Source organism: Cellulophaga algicola DSM 14237 (assembly GCF_000186265.1).
Taxonomy (GTDB): domain Bacteria; phylum Bacteroidota; class Bacteroidia; order Flavobacteriales; family Flavobacteriaceae; genus Cellulophaga; species Cellulophaga algicola.
Genome location: NC_014934.1, coordinates 1,987,930 through 2,007,453 on the forward strand (window position 1 = coordinate 1,987,930; position 19,524 = coordinate 2,007,453).

At 34.8% G+C, this 19,524-nt stretch carries 17 protein-coding genes; 12 read left to right on the plus strand and 5 right to left on the minus strand.

The window, feature by feature from the left end:
• Nucleotides 1–81: 81 nt before the first annotated feature.
• The 4 genes from CELAL_RS08625 (at nucleotide 82) to CELAL_RS08640 (ending at nucleotide 4,799) form a co-directional block, all read left to right on the plus strand.
• The gene (locus CELAL_RS08625) at nucleotides 82–1,080 is read left to right on the plus strand and encodes a sugar phosphate isomerase/epimerase family protein (RefSeq protein WP_041558052.1); all 999 of its coding nucleotides are present in this window, start codon (nucleotides 82–84) and stop codon (nucleotides 1,078–1,080) included.
• A 102-nt stretch (nucleotides 1,081–1,182) separates the two neighbouring features.
• Nucleotides 1,183–2,412 (plus strand): MFS transporter, encoded by a 1,230-nt coding sequence (locus CELAL_RS08630; RefSeq protein ID WP_013550521.1) that lies wholly within the window; start codon nucleotides 1,183–1,185, stop codon nucleotides 2,410–2,412.
• Nucleotides 2,413–2,423: 11 nt separating this feature from the next.
• Nucleotides 2,424–3,653 (plus strand): nucleoside permease, encoded by a 1,230-nt coding sequence (locus CELAL_RS08635; protein ID WP_013550522.1) that lies wholly within the window; start codon nucleotides 2,424–2,426, stop codon nucleotides 3,651–3,653.
• A gap of 9 nt (nucleotides 3,654–3,662) precedes the next feature.
• Nucleotides 3,663–4,799, plus strand: a complete 1,137-nt coding sequence (locus tag CELAL_RS08640) for a Gfo/Idh/MocA family protein (protein ID WP_013550523.1) — start codon at nucleotides 3,663–3,665, stop codon at nucleotides 4,797–4,799.
• Between the two features lie 46 nt (nucleotides 4,800–4,845).
• Here the strand turns inward: CELAL_RS08640 and CELAL_RS08645 are convergent, their stop codons facing one another.
• A complete protein-coding gene (locus CELAL_RS08645) occupies nucleotides 4,846–5,307 on the minus strand; it encodes an ASCH domain-containing protein (RefSeq protein ID WP_013550524.1) in 462 nt (153 codons plus the stop codon).
• Nucleotides 5,308–5,325: 18 nt separating this feature from the next.
• On the minus strand, nucleotides 5,326–7,029 hold the full coding sequence (locus CELAL_RS08650; RefSeq protein WP_013550525.1) for a GMC oxidoreductase: 1,704 nt from the start codon (nucleotides 7,027–7,029) through the stop codon (nucleotides 5,326–5,328).
• Between the two features lie 162 nt (nucleotides 7,030–7,191).
• On the opposite strand from CELAL_RS08650, the gene CELAL_RS08655 reads away from it, so the two are divergent.
• From CELAL_RS08655 to nadD, 6 genes are all read left to right on the plus strand, one after another.
• On the plus strand, nucleotides 7,192–8,244 hold the full coding sequence (locus tag CELAL_RS08655) for a sugar phosphate isomerase/epimerase family protein (protein WP_013550526.1): 1,053 nt from the start codon (nucleotides 7,192–7,194) through the stop codon (nucleotides 8,242–8,244).
• A gap of 10 nt (nucleotides 8,245–8,254) precedes the next feature.
• Nucleotides 8,255–9,010, plus strand: coding sequence for a 3-keto-disaccharide hydrolase (locus CELAL_RS08660; RefSeq protein WP_013550527.1), 756 nt, complete (start codon nucleotides 8,255–8,257; stop codon nucleotides 9,008–9,010).
• Nucleotides 9,011–9,036: 26 nt separating this feature from the next.
• Nucleotides 9,037–9,843, plus strand: coding sequence for a 3-keto-disaccharide hydrolase (locus CELAL_RS08665; RefSeq protein WP_013550528.1), 807 nt, complete (start codon nucleotides 9,037–9,039; stop codon nucleotides 9,841–9,843).
• A gap of 91 nt (nucleotides 9,844–9,934) precedes the next feature.
• Nucleotides 9,935–10,792: a YicC/YloC family endoribonuclease gene (locus tag CELAL_RS08670; protein ID WP_013550529.1), complete on the plus strand. Its 858-nt coding sequence runs from the start codon at nucleotides 9,935–9,937 to the stop codon at nucleotides 10,790–10,792.
• A complete protein-coding gene (gene gmk, locus CELAL_RS08675) occupies nucleotides 10,792–11,376 on the plus strand; it encodes a guanylate kinase (RefSeq protein ID WP_013550530.1) in 585 nt (194 codons plus the stop codon). Before CELAL_RS08670 ends, gmk begins: the two co-directional genes overlap by 1 nt.
• 1 nt (nucleotide 11,377) lies before the next feature.
• Entirely contained in the window at nucleotides 11,378–11,968 is a 591-nt protein-coding gene (gene nadD / locus CELAL_RS08680) for a nicotinate (nicotinamide) nucleotide adenylyltransferase (protein ID WP_013550531.1), read from the plus strand.
• 1 nt (nucleotide 11,969) lies between these two features.
• On the opposite strand, the gene CELAL_RS08685 is transcribed toward nadD, so the two are convergent.
• Nucleotides 11,970–12,371: a hypothetical protein gene (locus CELAL_RS08685; RefSeq protein ID WP_013550532.1), complete on the minus strand. Its 402-nt coding sequence runs from the start codon at nucleotides 12,369–12,371 to the stop codon at nucleotides 11,970–11,972.
• Nucleotides 12,372–12,593: 222 nt separating this feature from the next.
• Here CELAL_RS08685 and CELAL_RS08690 point away from each other — a divergent pair, with 222 nt between their 5' ends.
• Nucleotides 12,594–15,089, plus strand: a complete 2,496-nt coding sequence (locus CELAL_RS08690) for a zinc-dependent metalloprotease (RefSeq protein WP_041557663.1) — start codon at nucleotides 12,594–12,596, stop codon at nucleotides 15,087–15,089.
• Nucleotides 15,090–15,155: 66 nt separating this feature from the next.
• Here the strand turns inward: CELAL_RS08690 and CELAL_RS08695 are convergent, their stop codons facing one another.
• Both CELAL_RS08695 and CELAL_RS08700 read right to left on the minus strand, forming a co-directional pair.
• Nucleotides 15,156–17,444, minus strand: coding sequence for an inorganic phosphate transporter (locus CELAL_RS08695; protein WP_013550534.1), 2,289 nt, complete (start codon nucleotides 17,442–17,444; stop codon nucleotides 15,156–15,158).
• Nucleotides 17,445–17,604: 160 nt separating this feature from the next.
• On the minus strand, nucleotides 17,605–18,006 hold the full coding sequence (locus CELAL_RS08700) for a carboxypeptidase-like regulatory domain-containing protein (protein ID WP_013550535.1): 402 nt from the start codon (nucleotides 18,004–18,006) through the stop codon (nucleotides 17,605–17,607).
• A 174-nt stretch (nucleotides 18,007–18,180) separates the two neighbouring features.
• On the opposite strand from CELAL_RS08700, the gene dgt reads away from it, so the two are divergent.
• Nucleotides 18,181–19,524: a dGTP triphosphohydrolase gene (gene dgt, locus CELAL_RS08705; RefSeq protein ID WP_013550536.1), complete on the plus strand. Its 1,344-nt coding sequence runs from the start codon at nucleotides 18,181–18,183 to the stop codon at nucleotides 19,522–19,524.

Sequence of the window (19,524 nt, forward strand, 5' to 3'; positions counted from 1 at the left end):
TTTAAACGCTAAGAATACAAGGATATCTCACTATAACGTTGTAGTGGGCTGATAATTTAACAAATGACTAATTTAGAGATTATGAAAGATTCGATTTTCAACAAACGGGGTTTGCTTTTTGCCTTTTTTGCAGTTTTTTTATTCTTTTTTTCATGTAAGGATGAAAAGAAAAAAGAAGATACTATTTTAAAGGTGGAGGATACAGCTGTTGTAGCTCCTTTTTTTAAATTATCATTGGCACAATGGTCAATGCATAAGATGATTTTTGATGATAATGTAAGTCCATATACATTTGCGGGAAAAGCTAAGAGTTGGGGTTTTTCTGGATTGGAATATGTAAGCGGATTGTATTATGAGGAATTGGAGAAAGAAAATTTTTCTGATGAGGCTATGGCGGCTTTCGTAGAAAAATGTAATGCGGAAAGTAAGAAACACGGAATGACAAATCTTCTAATCATGATTGATGGGCAAGGAGATCTTGCTACAGAAAAACCAGAAGAACGTAAAGCAGCTGTTGAAAATCATTACAAGTGGGTAGATGCAGCAGAAGCAATGGGTTGTCATTCTATACGTGTAAATCTTGCGGGAGGAACTACTAAAGAAAAATGGCTAGAGAATGCTGTAGATGGCTTAACACAGTTGGCTACCTACGCTAAAGACAAAAATATTAATGTAATTGTAGAAAATCATGGAGGTTTTTCTTCTAATGCGGAAGATTTAGCAACAGTAATGAGTACCGTTAACATGCCAAACTGTGGTACGCTTCCAGATTTTGGAAATTTTTGCATCAAAAGAAAAGATGGTTCAGTGTATAATGGGGAGTGTGCCGAAGAATATGACATGTATAAAGGGGTACAAGAATTAATGCCGTTTGCAAAGGGTGTAAGTGCAAAATCTTACAATTTTGATGCAGAAGGAAACGAAACTAAAATCGATTTTTCTAAAATGATGAAAATCGTGAAAGAGGCAGGTTATGAAGGTTTTGTGGGTGTAGAGTATGAGGGAGATGTTTTGACGGAAGAAGAAGGGATTATTGCGACTAAAGATTTATTGCTTAAGGTAGCTAAGAATTTAAAATAGAGAATTTATGGGGAGATGGTCGTATTTTTAACCCATTAGTCAATTAACAGATAGGTTACATACCTTGTAAACGATAAAACAAACAACCAAATATAATAGCACATGGAACAAATGAATAAGCGTAAAGTTTTCTTAGCCGCTTGTATGGCATTAATTGTAACCTCTATGACCTTTGCAATTAGGGCAGGAATTTTAACCCAACTAGGGAAAGATTTTGGTATAAGCAATCAAGAATTAGGGTGGATCAATAGTATGGCATTTCTTGGATTTCCATTGGCAATGCTACTTGGAGGTCTTATGTATAATACCTTGGGTGCTAAAAAATTATTGATGGTTGCCTTTGTTTGTCACTTGCTTGGGCTGGTGTTGACTATCTATGCAGGTGGTTTTTGGACTTTAATTATCTCCACGTTCTTTATAGGTTTTGCAAATGGCTCTGTAGAGGCAGCTTGTAATCCTATGATTGCAGATATGTATACCAACAATAGAACTGCTATGTTGAACAAATTTCATGTGTGGTTTCCTGGTGGTCTTGTAATTGGGGCCTTAGTGTCTAAATTTATGACAGACGGAGGTATAAACTGGCAAATGCAAATTGCTACGATGTTAATTCCAACAGCAATTTATGGCTTTTTGGTATTTACTCAGAAATTTCCTCAAAGTGAAAATATTGAATCTAATACATCAGCTAACATTAAAGCACTAGCAAATCCGTTATTCTTATTCATGATGGTATGTATGACGCTAACAGCAACTTCAGAATTTATACCACAACAATGGATAGAATCTATCTTAGGGAGTTCAGGAGCAAGCCCTATGCTTGTTTTAGCTTTAGTAACAGGTATAATGGCTTTAGGTCGCTTTTTTGCAGGGCCAATTATCCATAAGTTAAACCCAATAGGGGTGCTGCTTATGTCTGCAATTATAACCGCTACAGCAATTTATTTTATGAGTGTTGCAGATGGTGCTATGATTTATGTAGCCGCAGCGTTATTTGCATTAGGAGTGTGTTATTTTTGGCCTACTATGATTGGGTTTGTATCAGAATATACTTCTAAAACTGGGGCGCTTGGAATGTCTTTAGTAGGTGGTGCAGGAATGTTTGCAACCTCTATATGGAATCCAATTATTGGGTCAAGACTAGATACTGAAAAAGAAAGTGCACTTGCTGCAGGATTAATAGGAGAAGTAGCTGAAGTTGCAGCAGGGAAAGCAGTATTAGGTTTTATGGTATACTTTCCACTTGCGTTAGTGGTATTGTTTGGTATTCTATTTGTTATCCGTAAAAAAATTGAAGCACAAAGAATTGCGCAATCGGCATATAAATTATAATATAATATAAAATGAAATTAAAAGTAAAGATTCAGTTGTCCTTGATGATGTTTTTGGAGTTTTTCATTTGGGGAGGGTGGTTTGTTACCTTAGGTACTTTTTTAGGCAATAACCTTAATGCAAGTGGCGCTGAAATAGGGATGGCTTTTTCTACGCAGTCATGGGGCGCTATTATCGCACCGTTTATTATAGGGCTTATTGCCGATAGGTATTTTAATGCAGAGCGAATATTAGGGGTGTTGCATTTAGCGGGTGCTTTTTTAATGTACCAAATGTATGGCGCTGAAGATTTCGCTACATTTTATCCTTATATATTAGGGTATATGATTTTATATATGCCAACATTGGCATTGGTTAATTCTATATCTTTTAAGCAAATGAAAGATCCTGCAAAAGAATTTTCTTTGGTTCGAGTTTTTGGGACTATAGGTTGGATACTTGCGGGCTTACTAATTAGTTTTGTATTTTTCTGGGATTCACCAGAATCGCGGGAGGTTGGAATGCTTAAAAACACCTTTTTAATGGTAGCTATAGCCTCCGTAGTATTAGGCTTGTTTAGCTTTACGCTTCCTAAAACTCCTCCGGGAGTAGCAAAAGGAGAAAAGGTTAAAATAGCAGACATATTAGGACTTGATGCATTACGATTGTTAAAGGATAAAAATTTTTTAATTTTCTTTATCTCTTCCATATTTATTTGCATCCCTTTAGCGTTTTATTACCAAAATGCGAATCCATTTTTGTCAGAAATAGGAGTTAATAATCCAACTGGGAAAATGACAATAGGACAGGCTTCTGAGGTGTTCTTTATGCTGCTGTTGCCTTATTTCTTTAAGAAATTTGGGTTTAAGAAAACAATCTTAGCAGGAATGGTTGCTTGGACATTGCGTTACATGCTTTTTGCATACGGTAATGCAGGAGAATTTGCATTTATGTTAATCATAGGTATTGGTCTTCATGGTATTTGTTATGATTTCTTTTTTGTTTCTGGTCAAATATATACCGATTCTAAGGCAGGGGAAAAATATAAAAGCGCTGCTCAAGGACTAATAACCCTAGCCACTTATGGTATTGGTATGTTAATTGGTTTCTGGGTAGCGGGTAAAATTACGGATACTTATTTAGTTGCAGAGAATTTACATGATTGGAAAACTATTTGGACCTATCCGGCAATTTTTGCTTTGGGAGTCTTAGCGCTTTTTATGGTATTTTTTAAAAATGAAAAAATTGAATATAAAGATTAAAATATAAAAATGGCAAAGAAAATTAGATTAGGAATTTTAGGAGGAGGAGGGGACTCTCTTATTGGAATATTGCATAGAGTTGCTTCGCAGATAAATGATAATTACGAAATAGTTGGTGCAGTTTTCAATCCCAAATTCGAGGATAATATTTCATTCGCTGAAGAAATAGACATTCCAACAAATCGTATTTATAAGGATTTTGATACCTTAGTAGAAGAAGAGATGAAACTTCCGGAATCAGAGCGTATTCAAGTATGTTCAGTACTCACACCAAATTTTTTACATTTTCCAATGGCGAAGAAATTGTTGGAAAACGGATTTAGTGTTATCTGTGAAAAGCCAATGACGACCACCTATGAGGAAGCTAAAATTCTACAGGCTACCTTAGAAAAGGCAGGGACAATTTTTGCAGTAACCCATACGTATACTGGGTATCCTATGGTGCGTCAAATGCGTGAGATGGTTAAACAAGGCGCTTTAGGTAAGATCCAAAAGGTAGATGTGCGTTATTACCAGGGGTGGCTAAACCCAGTAATTCATGATAAAGAAAAGAGGTCTTCTACTTGGCGATTAGATCCTGAGAAAGCAGGAATTAGCTGCTGCATGGGAGATATAGGAGTGCATGCTTTTAATATGATTGAATATACAACTGGTATGCAAGTAAAATCTATTCTAGCCGATTTAAATTACTTGTATGACGACAATCAAATGGATATTGATGGTACAGTATTGGTTCGTTTTGATGGAAATGCAAAAGGTGTGCTACGTTCAAGCCAAATTGCAACAGGGGAAGAAAACGGATTAGCGATTGCTATTTATGGCGATAAAGGTGGTTTAAGATGGGAGCAAGAAAATCCTAACTACCTATACGTTATGAGTGATGATAAGCCATTACAGGTTTACAAACCAGGTCATGCCTATAACTCTAAGTTGTCTTTAGATGGCACAAAGTTGCCTCCAGGGCATCCAGAAGGTATTTTTGATTCTATGGCTAATATATACTTAGGAGTATCAAAAGCAATTAGAGGTCAAGAATATAACGACGGTGAGTTTCCAACCATAATGGATGGTGTAAGAGGTTTAAATTTTATAGAAAGTACAGTGGCTTCTCATAAAAATGGGAATACATGGGTAGTTTTAGATTAATATATAATCATAAAAAGAAAAAAAGCCGCACTATGCGGCTTTTTTTTTATTTAAATACTTTTTCAAATTCTTGACATACTACAATCATACTGTCTCTAGGTTCTCTTTTAAAAGGCGCTAGTTCTCGTGTGTAATACTCCCAATGGCTTTTTTTCCAATGTATTAAGCTTTTGTCACCTTCACCTTCTAGTCGTGCATAATCTTCATTTATGCTAAAAAAAGGCTTTAGTTTTACGGCCGTAGTTTTTACAATGCACTTTGCCTTACCACTCCAATCTGTTACTACTAGAAAATCGCCAATTTTAGGTAAAGGCTCATTTTGTAATTGCAGCCCTAAGAGGGAAGGGGAAGTAGCCTTTTTTATGTTTTTTAAAACTAATTCTACACATTCATTCGCATCATTTTCATTATCGCAAAAATGAATGCTCTTTGGGGCTGTAACGAAAGCATCTTCTAAATGTTTGTCTAAATAATCGCCCCACATATTTCGGGCTGAAGCATTGTCCATATTTTTTTTGTCTATTACTTATACAAATTTACCTAATTTGAATTGTTCTGCTGCATGGTTTGCTGCTCTTGCAGTAAAGGCCATATAGGTTAAGGATGGGTTTACACAACTAGAGGATGACATAAAAGCACCGTCTGTAACATATACATTAGGTACACTATGTATTTGATTGTATTTATTTACAATAGATGTTTTTGCATCGTGTCCCATTCTAGCACCACCCATTTCATGAATACCAAGACCTGGCCCTGTTTCTCTATCGTATACATTTACATCTTTGAAGCCCGCTTCTGTTAATATAGTAGCAATCTGTGTTTTAATATCTTTACGCATGTTGTATTCGTTCTCTTTGAATTCAACATCAAAATTTAACTGAGGCAATCCCCATTTATCTTTTTTGTTAACGCTTAAGGTTACGCGGTTTTCATCATACGGCAAAAACTCTCCAAAACCAGTAGCGCCAATTTGCCATTCTCCAGGTTTTAAAATATTTTCTTTTAAACTCGCTCCGTATCCCATCTCTGCAACAGATTCTGTCCAACTACCCCGGCTTGCGCTACCTTGATATCCAAAGCCTCTTATGTAATCTTTCTTTTCAGATGATTCATCTAAGTTTACAAATCGTGGAATATAAAACCCATTAGGTCTTCGGCCTTTGTAATATTTATCTAAATAGCCTTCTACCTTTGCATTGGCACCAAGTTGATAATGGTGATCCATAATACCTCTTCCTAGTGCGTCAGAATCATTCCCTAATCCGTTTGGAAAACGTTCAGATTTTGATTGTAGTAAGATACCAACGGAGGCCATTGAAGAAGCGCATAAGAAAATCACATCTGCATTAAATGTTATTTTTTCATTGGTTTCTGCATCTATAATTTTTACCCCTGTAGCTTTCTTGGTAGTGTCGTCATAAATAACTTCATATGCAATAGAATTAGGTCTTAGGGTCATGTTTCCTGTGCGTTCTGCTGCAGGTAATGTAGAAGAGTTACTGCTAAAATATCCTCCAAAAGGGCAGCCTCTCCAACATCTATTTCTGTATTGGCAGGGTTGTCTGCCCTCCATAGGTTTTTCTTTATCTGTAATATGAGCAACACGTCCAATAGTTAGCAAACGTCCATCATCAAACTTTTCAGCCATAGATTTTTGTAAATCTATTTCCACACAGTTCAAATCCATCGGAGGTTGAAATTTTCCATCAGGCAATTGCTTTAAGCCTAGGTTCTGTCCGCTTACGCCAATATATTCTTCTACTTTATCATACCATGGAGAAATGTCTGTGTAGCGTACCGGCCAATCAACACCATGGCCGTCTTTTTTATTGGCTTCAAAATCTAAATCGCTCCAACGGTACGTTTGTTTTCCCCAAGTTAATGATCTTCCACCTACATGATACCCTCTAATCCAATCAAATCGTTTAGTTTCTTCATAAGGATGCTCTAAATCGTTTACAAAAAAATGTTTGGAGTCTTCTTTTGGAGCCCAGCCTACTCTATTTTGAACATGATATTTTTTCTTATCTTCCCTAGAAAGTTCCCCTTTCAAACCATAATCCCAAGTGTCATCATTCATGGTTTTATAATCTTTAATATGTTCTACCATAGGTCCTCTTTCTAGAACTAATGTTTTTAATCCGTTTTCGCAGAGTTCTTTTGCTGCCCATCCTCCTGTAATTCCTGTTCCTACAACGATTGCGTCATATTCCTCGTGTTGATTCATGGCTGTATATGTGTTATTATTCTATTGTAATTAGTATATTTAGTCATTGCCAATTTTAAAATGGACTTTGAATACAAACATTAAATATAAGAGATTAATTCTTAATTTTTTAGTAATCAAATCATTCGAAACGTAATTTTTTAAATATTTAATAAAATAAAGATGAAAACAATAAAAGGACCTGCAGTTTTTTTAGCACAATTTGTAGACAGTAAAGCACCATTCAATTCTCTAGACGGAATGTGTAAATGGGCTTCAGATTTAGGATATAAAGGAATTCAAATTCCTACTTGGGTAGATTTTTTAATAGATTTAGATAAGGCTGCAGAAAGTCAAACCTATTGTGATGAACTTAAAGGTAAAGTTAATTCGTACGGATTAGAGATCACCGAGCTTTCAACGCATTTACAAGGGCAGTTGGTTGCTGTAAATCCAGCTTATGATTTAATGTTTGATAATTTTGCACCAGATAAAGTAAAAAACAACCCTAAAGCACGTACGGAATGGGCTGTAGAAACAGTAAAAAAAGCAGCTACGGCAAGTAGACGCTTAGGTTTAAATACCCATGCTACTTTTTCTGGAGCTTTGCTTTGGCATACAATGCACCCATGGCCGCAACGACCTGCTGGTTTAGTAGAAATGGGTTTTGAAGAATTAGCAAAGCGTTGGATGCCAATTTTAAATCATTTTGATGAACAAGGGGTTGATGTGTGTTATGAAATACACCCTGGAGAAGATTTGCATGATGGCGATACTTTTGAACGTTTCTTAAAAGCAACGAATAATCATAAGCGCGTAAATATCCTTTATGATCCTAGTCATTTTGTTTTGCAACAGTTAGACTATATCACTTATATAGATCATTACCATGAATTTATTAAATCATTCCACGTAAAAGATTCTGAGTTTAACCCAACAGGAAAAAAAGGTGCTTTTGGGGGCTATAATGATTGGGGAGATAGAGCAGGGCGTTATAGATCTTTAGGAGATGGCCAGATAGATTTTAAAACAATTTTTTCTAAACTAACACAGTACGGTTGTGATGTTTGGGCAGTTATGGAATGGGAATGTTGCATAAAAAGTCCGGAACAAGGTGCAAGAGAAGGGGTTAAATTTATTCAAGATCATATTATTGAGGCTACAGAGAAAACATTTGATGATTTTGCTGGGTCAAAGATTGATAAAGAGGTGTTAAAGAAAATTTTAGGAATTTAATTTTTAAATGATGAACAAAATTATACTAATTGCCTTTCTGGCATTTTTTATCAGTTGTAAAGATGAGGGTAAAAAAACACCTGATTTAAATGAAGAAACAACAGAAAATCCTACCGCAAAAGAAATGGAGTTAGCCAATGAATGGGTAGTGCTTTTTGATGGAGCTAATTTTAACCAATGGAAAGAATACGCAAAAGATGGGGTTTCTAGCCAATGGAAAATAGAAGATGGTGCCATGGTATTTTATCCCCCAGAAGAAAGAAATTCTGGCGATGCTTACAACTTAGTGACCAAAGAGGAATACACAGATTTTGTACTATCCTTAGAATGGAAAATAGCAGAAGCAGGTAATAGTGGTATTTTTTGGGGTGTAAAAGAAGATTCTACACTTACAGAAGCCTACCAAACAGGGCCAGAAATACAAGTTTTAGATAATACAAAACATCCTGATGCTAAAGCAGGAACAACACATCAAGCAGGTGCATTGTATGATATGATTGCACCGTCAGAAGATGTTACAAATCCAGTTGGAGAATGGAATACGTGTGAAATTACTATTAATCATAAAACCAATACAGGTAGTGTAATGCTTAACGGCACCATGGTTGTAGAATTTCCTGTAAATGATCCGGAGTGGAGTAAGATGGTCGCAACATCGAAATTTGCAGATTGGGAACATTTTGGTAAGTATACCACAGGTAAAATTGGTTTGCAAGATCATGGAGATGGCGTGTCTTATCGAAATATAAAAATCAAACAACTTTAAAAACACTCAACTTAATGTCAGTACCAATGAAATATTTTTATATGGTTACGTTGCTTACTTTCTTTTCTTGTAATGCACAAACTAAAGAAGTTAAAACAACAGAAGAGCCTACTGTGATTACGTATGATGAATATTCAGGGGAGGAACCAACTACGCCGGAACAGACTGAATTTTATGCACCTGTTCCTCCTGTGGTAAAACCTGCGCAAAATAATGGTGTGCCTAGTGATGCTATTGTATTGTTTAATAACAATAGCCTTAATGAATGGGTTAGTGTTAACAACGAGAATAAACCAGCAGATTGGATTATTAATACCGATGGTAGTTTTACCGTAAAAAATAAGGCAGGAGATATTAGGACTGTCCAAGAGTTCGGAGATATTCAATTGCATTTAGAATGGAAATCTCCTGCAGTGGTGAAAGGAGACAACCAAAGTAGAGCTAATAGTGGTATTTTTCTTCAAGGCCGTTACGAGGTTCAAATTTTAGATAATAATGATAATGATACCTATGTAAATGGTCAAGTAGCATCAATTTACAAGCAACATATTCCTTTAGCAAAAGCTTCTGTGCCTAGTGGGGAATGGAATACGTATGATATTATTTATCATGCACCAGAATTTAATAAAAAAGGGCAAAAGACTACTGCTGCTACTATTACGGTTTTGCATAATGGTATTTTAGTGCAGGACCATGTAGCGATAAAAGGTACCACACCTTATATTGGTTGGCCTAAAAATGAAGCGCATGGTAAAGCTCCTATAATTCTTCAAGATCATGGGGATGATAGTGGTGTTAGCTTTAGAAACATATGGGTAAGAGCGTTAAAATAACACCTTTTATTTGCAGATTCTAAGTTTGCGATGAAGTGAAAATAAGTAAAGGTGATTTTTTAATTACCTTTGCCTAAATTAATAGCTATTTATGATTCAGTCTATGACGGGTTTTGGGAAGCATGTGATACAGCTTCCTAGTAAAAAAATAACCATCGAAATTAAATCTTTAAACAGTAAGAGTTTAGATTTAAATGCGAGAATACCATCTTCTTATAAAGAAAAAGAACTACAATTAAGAAAAACGATAGCTACTGCTTTAGTTAGAGGTAAGATTGATTTTAGCTTGTATATTGAAAATACGGGCGATGAAACTTCATCCGTAATTAACGAAGTTGTGTTACGTCAATATATGAAGCAACTTAGCGCTATTGCTAATGTGGAAGATGCTCGCTTATTAGAGATGGCAATTAGAATGCCGGATGCAATGAAGACGGAGCGTGAAGATATTGACGCAAAAGAATTTGTTGCCATAGAAGAAACTTTAGTTGTTGCGCTAGAAGAGATCAACAAATTTAGATCGGAAGAAGGTCAGGTTTTAGATGATGATTTTGTAAGTAGAGTTACAACGATAAAAAATTTACTTACCGAAGTAGAAAAATTAGATATTGATCGTTTAAGTACTATTCGTGAGCGTTTAGAAAAAGCAGTTGCAGACCTTTCCGTAAACTTAGATAAGAATAGGTTTGAGCAAGAATTGATCTATTATCTAGAGAAATACGATATAACAGAAGAAAAAGTACGTTTAAATAATCATTTAGATTATTTCTTGACGACCTTGAAGTCAGTAGATTCTAATGGAAGAAAATTAGGATTTATTTGCCAAGAAATAGGAAGAGAAGTAAATACTATTGGTTCTAAAGCCAATTTTGCTCCATTGCAGCAAGTTGTAGTGCAAATGAAAGATGAGTTAGAAAAGATTAAAGAACAAATGTTAAACGTATTATAATGAAAGGTGGAAAGCTTATTATATTTTCTGCACCTTCTGGAAGTGGGAAAACAACAATCGTCAGGCATTTGTTAGAGAAAAACGATTTAAACCTCGCTTTTTCAATTTCTGCAACGTCTAGACCAAGAAGAGGAAAAGAAAAAAACGGAGAGCATTATTATTTTATTTCACTTTCAGAATTTAAGAGACATATTAAAAATGATGACTTTTTAGAATGGGAAGAGGTATACAGGGATAATTTTTATGGAACGCTTAAGACGGAAGTAGAACGTTTATGGGCAGAAGGTAAAAATGTAATTTTTGATATTGATGTTGTTGGAGGTTTAAGAATAAAAAAGAAGTTCCCGGAGCAAACTTTAGCGGTATTTGTAAAACCGCCGAGTGTAGATGAACTTAAAATAAGATTAAAAAAACGCAGTACAGAAAGTGATGATAAAATAAACATGCGTATAGCTAAAGCTTCTGTAGAATTAGCAACTGCACCACAGTTTGATAGAATCATTAAAAATTACGATTTAGATACTGCTTTAGATGAATCCTATAAATTGGTACAAGAATTTTTAGCATCTAAAAAGGAATCGTAATTTGAAAAAAGTTGGTTTATATTTCGGGACATTCAATCCAATACATAGTGGCCATTTAATCATAGGTAATCATATGGTAGAGTTTTCAGATCTTGATGAGGTTTGGTTTGTTATAACACCACAAAGTCCATTTAAGACAAAGAAATCACTATTAGATAATCAACATAGATATCAAATGGTTTTAGAAGCTACAGAGGCTTATGATAAATTAAAACCAAGTAGGATTGAGTTTAATCTTCCGCAACCAAATTATACAGTAACCACCTTAGCCTATCTTTCGGAAAAATATCCTAATGGATATGATTTTTCTCTGATTATGGGAGAAGATAACCTTAAAAGTTTTCACAAGTGGAAGAATTACGAGGTTATACTTGAAAATTATTCTATTCATGTATATCCTCGAATTTCGGACGGAAAAATAGCGCATCAGTTTTTGAGCCATCCTAAAATATTTAGGGTTGATGATGCACCAATTATGGAAATTTCATCTACATTTATTCGCAAGAAACATAAGGAAGGCAAAAATATTAAGCCAATGTTACCTCCGGAAGTTTGGAAATATATGGATGAAATGAATTTTTATAGGAACTAACCTAATCTGAAACTATTAACTTTTCTACCCAAATTATAGCTTCGTCTAAATTATCAAAAATATTTACAGGTTTGTTCACGAAGGACTGTTCCATTTCTGCAATTTCTTTATTCATACTATCATAAACTACAACGGCAAAACCTTTTAGATTAGGGAATACAGGTATTGTTTTAAAATGCGATGTGGGATTAAAAGAATAAGAATTTTTTCGATTGGATATAAAGACAAACGGAGTATGTTTTCCATAATGAGCCTTTCCTAGCTCTAATAACTCTTTGGCGTTCTCATAGGAGAGCGCAATGCCTTCATTGATCTCAGAGATTGCATAGTTTTCATAAATATATACCACCCCAACAGAAAGTTGGTATCTCTTTATAAGTTTTCTATTTAAATGAGATGTCATAGGTAGTATATTAACTCATTTTAAGTTAATGAAAATGTATCTATAAGGCTAGTTAAATTGTATGTTCTAGACAAAATGCTGTATAGTATGCATTATTTGCAGTGAATTTAGCTTTAGTCTACTCTTGAGTTATTTAAGGTGAAAAAATGTTAAGGTTTTTTAAAAAGCTTTACTATTGCTCTTTGTTTTTCTACTTTAGGAAGTTATAATCTAAGCCTTTACATGAAAAAACTACTACTACTATTTATGTGCCTTTCCATTGTTTCTATTGAAAGTGTACAAGCGCAAAAGAAGAAAAATAAAAAATCTAAAGCAGCTGCTGCAGTACTAGCCACTCCAAAAGACAAAGATGCAATCAAAGCGTATACTGCTGTAATCACTAAAGATGCAACAACAGATGATGGTTTGTTTAAAACACATCACGTAAAAAAGGAGTACTTCTATGAAATACCATTTAAGGTCTTAAATAAAGATATGCTTTGGGTAAGTAGAGTTGCTCAAATTCAAGAGGGCTTGGGAGGTGGTTATATGAATGCAGGTTCTAAAACCAATGAGCAAGTAGTACATTGGGTGCGTTTTCAAGATAAAATACTTCTAAAAATCAGGTCTTTTTCTAATACAGCTCCGAGTACAAAAGCAATTGCTAAGTCTGTTGAGGTTAATAATTTTGAACCAACCTTATATGCTTTCGATATTAAAGCCTTTAATGCGGACTCAACTGCTGTAGTGATTAATGTGACGAAGTTTTTTTCTGAAGATGTGCCTGCGATAAGTGGGTTGTCAAGTAGGTTACGAAAAGAATATAAAGTAAAAAAGTTAGATGCTACTAGGAGTTTTGTGAATAGTATAAAGAGTTTTCCTGAAAACATAGAAGTTAAGCAAGACTTTACCTATGTTGCTTCAGAGCCGCCAACACAATCTAAATCAGAATCTATTAGTCTGCAAATGAATCAATCTATGATTCTTTTGCCAGAAATTCCTATGCAGCCAAGGTTGTATGATCCTAGAGTGGGCTTTTTTACGGTAAGTCAGAATGACTATGGTAGTATGGCGTTAAAGGCAGATAAGAAAACATATATCAGACGTTGGAGGTTAGTGCCAAAAGATCTTGAAGCTTATGCTCGTGGGGAATTGGTGGAGCCCATTAAGCCAATTGTTTATTATTTAGATCCTGGTACTCCCGAGAATTTAAAGGCTTATATGAAACAAGGTATAGAGGACTGGCAAAAACCCTTCGAGGCAGCAGGATTTAAAAATGCTATTATAGCGAAAGATGCACCTACACCAGAAGAAGATCCTGAATTTAGTCCTGAAGATATTCGGTATTCTGTAGTGCGTTATGTCGCTAGTACGACTCGGAATGCGGTTGGCCCTAGTGTGTCCGATCCAAGAAGTGGAGAAATTATAGAGAGTGATATTATTTGGTATCACAATCACTTAAGAAGTTATAGAAACCGTTATTTATTAGAAACAGGAGCGGCTAATCCATCAGCACGTACTTTAGATACTCCAGCTGAAGAAATAGGAGAAATGATGCGTATGGTTATTGCACATGAGGTTGGTCATGCCTTAGGTTTTCCTCATAATATGGCGGCTAGTTATGCCTATCCTGTAGCTTCTTTAAGAGATGGTGCGTTTACGCAAGAGTTTGGGTTGGCGGCAAGTTTAATGGATTATACGCGGTATAACTATGTTGCTCAACCAGGTGATAAAAATGTTCGCTTTATTCGCCAAATGGGGCCTTATGATCACTATGCTACGAATTGGGGTTATCGTTATATTGCTGCAGCCAACACTGCAGAAGAAGAGGTGCCTACATTAAATAAGTGGATTTTAGAAAAAGCGAATGATCCTAAATACAAATTTGGAAGGCAGTCAAGTACTTTTGATCCGCAATCACAAACCGAAGGGGTGGGTGATGATCCTATTGCAGCGAGCACTTATGGTTTAAAAAATTTAAAATATGTAGCCGCTAATTTGCCAGCATGGACCTCTGATAAAACTAATAATTATGACGATTTAGAAGAGTTGTATGGAGAATTATTAGGTGTTTATAGCCGTTATGTTGGTCATGTGGTGACCAATATCGGTGGTGTTTTTGAAGATTTAAAAACACCAGAACAAGGCGGATTTATTTATACACATCTTGACGAAAAATCTCAAAAAGCATCCATGCAATGGTTGCAAAAGAATATTTTTGATACTCCAGAATGGTTAATCGATAAAAATATTCTTCAGAATATTGATCATGCTGGATATTTTGAAAAAGTAAGAAAATTGCAAGAAAGACACCTAAATTCACTATTGAGTTTTGAGCGAATAGGTAGGCTAATTGATGCAGAAACTACAGATACAAATTATTACAGTGCTTTAGAAATGTTGAAAGATTTACGCTCGGGTATTTGGAGCGAAGCGAATAGAGCTAAAAACGTAGCTATCTATAGAAGAAACTTACAACGCTCTTATATAGATAGAATGGGGTATTTACTTAAAGAAGAAGCCGCGGAAAGACGCCCTGGTAGCTCAGGGTTTGAAGGTGCTATAAGCTATGATGTTGCGCTGTCAGATGTAAGACCTTTAGTGAGAGGAGAGCTAGCTAGTTTGCGCTCTCGACTTAAAAAAGCCAGAAACTCTGGCGTAAATACAGTAACACAGTATCATTATGATGATGCTATTGCGCGTATAGATGAGTTCTTAAATACAACAGCTGGAAAGTAAATAGAAAGGGAGAAATTATAATTAATTTCTCCCTTTTTTTAAGCCTTCTAAAAATCCAGATGATTCTTATTTGTTATTTTGATGTGATAAATCAACCTTAGCAGGTTCTACAGAGCTATCATGTTCGTTATAGTACAGCTCTAAAAGATTCATTAAAGCCGTTAGTAAGTCTTTGGTCTCTTGTAATAATGAAAAGTATAACGTAGTGTTTTTAGGACTAGATTCTTCTGTTCTAGTTCTTTCAACTTGTTTCTCTATTTTTTGAGATACTAAATCAAAGGCTTCATTCTTATTTTTTATAATGTTTCCTATCTTTTCAAAAGATCTGGTTTCAAAGGCAATTTTTGTAGCGTTAAAAACACTTTCTAATTTTGAATCAATCTCTTTTAATTCTTTAATTTGATTGTATTTAAGCTTCTTATGATTGTTGTGAATGTGTTTGTGACTTACTTTACTTATATATTCTAAAGACTGCCCCATATCTTGTAGATACCCTAGTATGCTAATGTAAAAATTACTAGCCCCAACACTGGCCTCATCTAGGTTTTTAATGAAATAAAAGATATTATCCCGTAATTCGTCAATCTCTGCAGATAGTTTATTTACTTGTTTTTTATTCTTTTTTAAAGAGTCTAAGTCTTGACGTGCTAATCCATCAATGGCTATAGTGTATATTTTGTTGCTTCGTCTAACAACATTGGATATGTTATTTGCACTTTCTTCAATAACACCTTGTATGGAGCTACTTTCAGATTTTCTAAGCGTATCTTCTGCTTTTATTTCTTGTGCTTTTTTACTTTGCTTAAAGTAATTTCTAAAAATCATTAGAAAAGCTAAGGTTAAGAAAACGCCTATAGCGAATATACCACCGTAGTTAATACATATGGCAATGATTGCAGAAGCTACAAAAGCAATGATAGCAGTAAAGAACCATCCGCCAATAACATTTAAAACACCTGCTACTCTATATACAGCACTTTCTGCACCCCATGCTTTATCTGCTAAAGAAGAGCCCATAGCAACCATGAAAGTTACATACGTAGTAGATAGTGGTAATTTCATTGATGTGGCAAGAGATATTAATATACTCGCAACCATAAGGTTTACAGCTGCTCTTACTAAATCAAAAGCAGGTTTGTCTTGCTCTTTTACCTTTAAAACAGATGGCGCTAATTTCTCAAAACGAGAATTTATGCGTTCCTGTAGGCTATTTGGTAACAAAGAAGAAGAAGATTCAGAGGCTTTTACAGCAAAACGTACAATTTGTCGCGATAAAAAATTAGGTTCAAAACGTTCTTCACCCTCATCCTGTCTAGATAAATCTACACTTGTTTTAACTACATTTTTAGCTTTAGAAGAAAACCAAATGGTTAAAACCATAATTACGCCGGATAGCAATAGAAGTAAAATAGGCATTTTTACTGCATTGGTTAAGCCAGACATATTATATTGAGTTGCTTCAATGCCTGAAGTACTCCAATCTAAATAGGATTGTAATGCTGCAATAGGTACACCAATAAAATTTACTAAGTCATTACCAGCAAAAGCCATTGCTAAGGCAAAAGTTCCTAGAAGAATGATTAATTTATAGATATTGGTTTTAAAAACGCTTGTAAGTAAAAGGGATAGTAAACTCCAAAAGATAAAATTTAAGAGAATAAATAAATTGGTCTGTGTTGCAATAAATTCAGATACAGGGCCTTCTAGTATAGAAGCGCTCTTTAATCCTTTCACAATAATGAAATAAATGATTGCAGTAATTGCAAATCCTCCGAAAATTGCGCTTACCCATTTTGCTTGTTTTTCAAATTTAAAAGTAATCAACAAGCGAGAGAAAAACTGAACAATAGCTCCTATTGTAAATGCAATGACTACAGATAATAAGATCCCTATAATTATTTCAGTAGCTTTATCTGTGTTGATATATTCTCCTAAAGTAGAGAGACTACCATCAGAGTCAAGTATTTTTAAAATAGAAATAGCAACTGCAGCACCTAATAACTCAAAAACAATGGAAACCGTTGTTGAGGTAGGCATGCCTAGCGTGTTGAAAAAATCTAAAAGTAAAATATCTGTAATCATGACCGCCATGAAAATGATCATGACTTCTGAGAAAACAAAGTTATTTGGGTTAAAGATACCTGTTTTTGCAATATCCATCATACCACTTGATGATACCGCTCCGAGAGCAATACCAACACTGGCAACAATCATAATTGTTCTAAAAGAGACTGCTTTTGAACCAATTGCTGAATTCAAAAAATTAACAGCATCATTACTAACGCCAACTACTAAATCCGTGATTGCTAATACCGCTAGGGCAACAATCATGAATAAATATATATTTTCACCCATTAATTCGTGTATCTAACGGCAAAAATGCCATTAATATCTGGTATTAAAGTTAATATAAGGTTATGATATAAGACCTACCTTATTTAGAGCTAAATTATGCAAATTCGATTTGTAATGCCCTAAATGTCGTCCAAAATTCAGAAACTAATCGTTTAGGGGCTTATTTTAAAGAAGAACTTCTTCTAGAAATTGTGCTTTTTGGTTTTTCCGTGGTCACAATGCTTTCATCAGAAAGTAAATCTATTGCTATAGTTCTGGATTTTAATGCACCATTAATTTTGGTAATTTCATTGTCCTTTACGGTAACGGCTATTTCTTTGGTTTCATACCCAAGAAAACTAAAAACTAAAATATAATCTCCAGGAGTAATGTTTTCAAATTCATAATTTCCATGAAAATTTGTTTGAGCGACACTAGGAGTGTCCTTAATTTGGACAGCAGCAAATAATAATGACTCATTTTCTAATTCAATATCAGAAACAGTACCCATAATTGTTCCCGTATTCTGTGAAAAGGTAACTACCGTAAAAAAGAAAAGTATAATACTAACTGCTTTATTCATCGCTGATTAAATGCTTTTAAATTGCAATGCAAATTAAAAGACAGAATGTAAACTTAAAGTTATCTTCAGGTTAAAAATATATTTCCAGTAGGTTATGTTTCTGGTTCGAAACCATACGATTTGTAAGCTTGCTTACTTTTAAAAAAATGTATCTTGCACAAAATTATGATGCTTATGAACTGGGAGCAGTTACTTTCATTGAAACGACAAGGGGATAATCATAAAAGATTACGAAAAGAACAAGATGAAACACGATTAGGGTTTGAGGTAGATTATGATAGAATCATATTTTCTTCTGCCTTTAGGTCGCTACAAGATAAAACCCAAGTAATACCTCTTTCTAAAACAGACTTTGTGCACACAAGACTTACCCATAGTCTAGAAGTTTCTGTTGTTGGTAGAAGTTTGGGGCGTATAGCCGGAAAAAAAATTCTTGAAAAGCATCCTTATTTAAGTGAAGTTCATGGATATCAAATGAATGATTTTGGTGCTATAGTTGCTGCTGCGGCATTATCTCATGATATTGGAAACCCACCTTTTGGTCATAGCGGAGAAAAAGCAATCGGAGAGTTTTTTAAAACAGGTGGCGGTTTGCATTATAAAGACAAGCTTTCTGATAAAGAATATCAAGATATAATAGATTTTGAAGGAAACGCTAATGGATTTCGATTGTTAACTGCTTCTAGGCAAGGAGTAGAAGGCGGACTCCGGTTAAGTTATAGTACGTTAGGCGCTTTTATGAAATATCCTAAAGAATCACTTCCCAAAAGTCCAACAAAGCATATTGCCGATAAGAAATTTGGTTTTTTTCAATCTGATAAAAAGGAGTTTATCCAAGTTGCACAAGAGTTAGGGTTAGTTCAAACAAGTGCAGGAGCGTCAGTTAGTTATTCAAGACATCCTTTAACTTTTTTAGTAGAAGCTGCAGATGATATTTGTTATACCATAATAGATTTTGAAGACGGAATTAATTTAGGCTTAATTTCTGAAGAATTTGCTTTAGAGTATTTAATAAAGCTGGTCAAAAATAGCATTAATACCAAGAAGTATACTTCTATGGCACATAGGGAAGACCGCTTAAGTTATTTAAGAGCCCTGGCGATTAACACCCTTATTACCGATGCGGTGCGGATCTTTGTTGAAAATGAAACTGCTATTTTGGCTGGGGAGTTTCATGTGGCTTTGTTAGATAAAAGTGATTATAAAGCGCAAATTGATGATATTATAAAAATTAGTATTGATAAAATTTATCAATCTCAAGAGGTTGTTGAAAAAGAGATAGCGGGATATAAAATTATCTCAGATATACTCAACGTATACACTAAGGCTTTAATGAATAAAAAGGAAGGTATAGCTTCTAATTATGACAAGCTTTTAATAAAAACGCTACCAGGAAATTATAAAATTACGGATGGCTCTGCATATGACATTTTATTAAACACATGTTGTTATGTAGCGAGTCTATCGGACAGCGCGGCAGTCCATATTCACAATAAAATTATGGGGAAACAATTATAA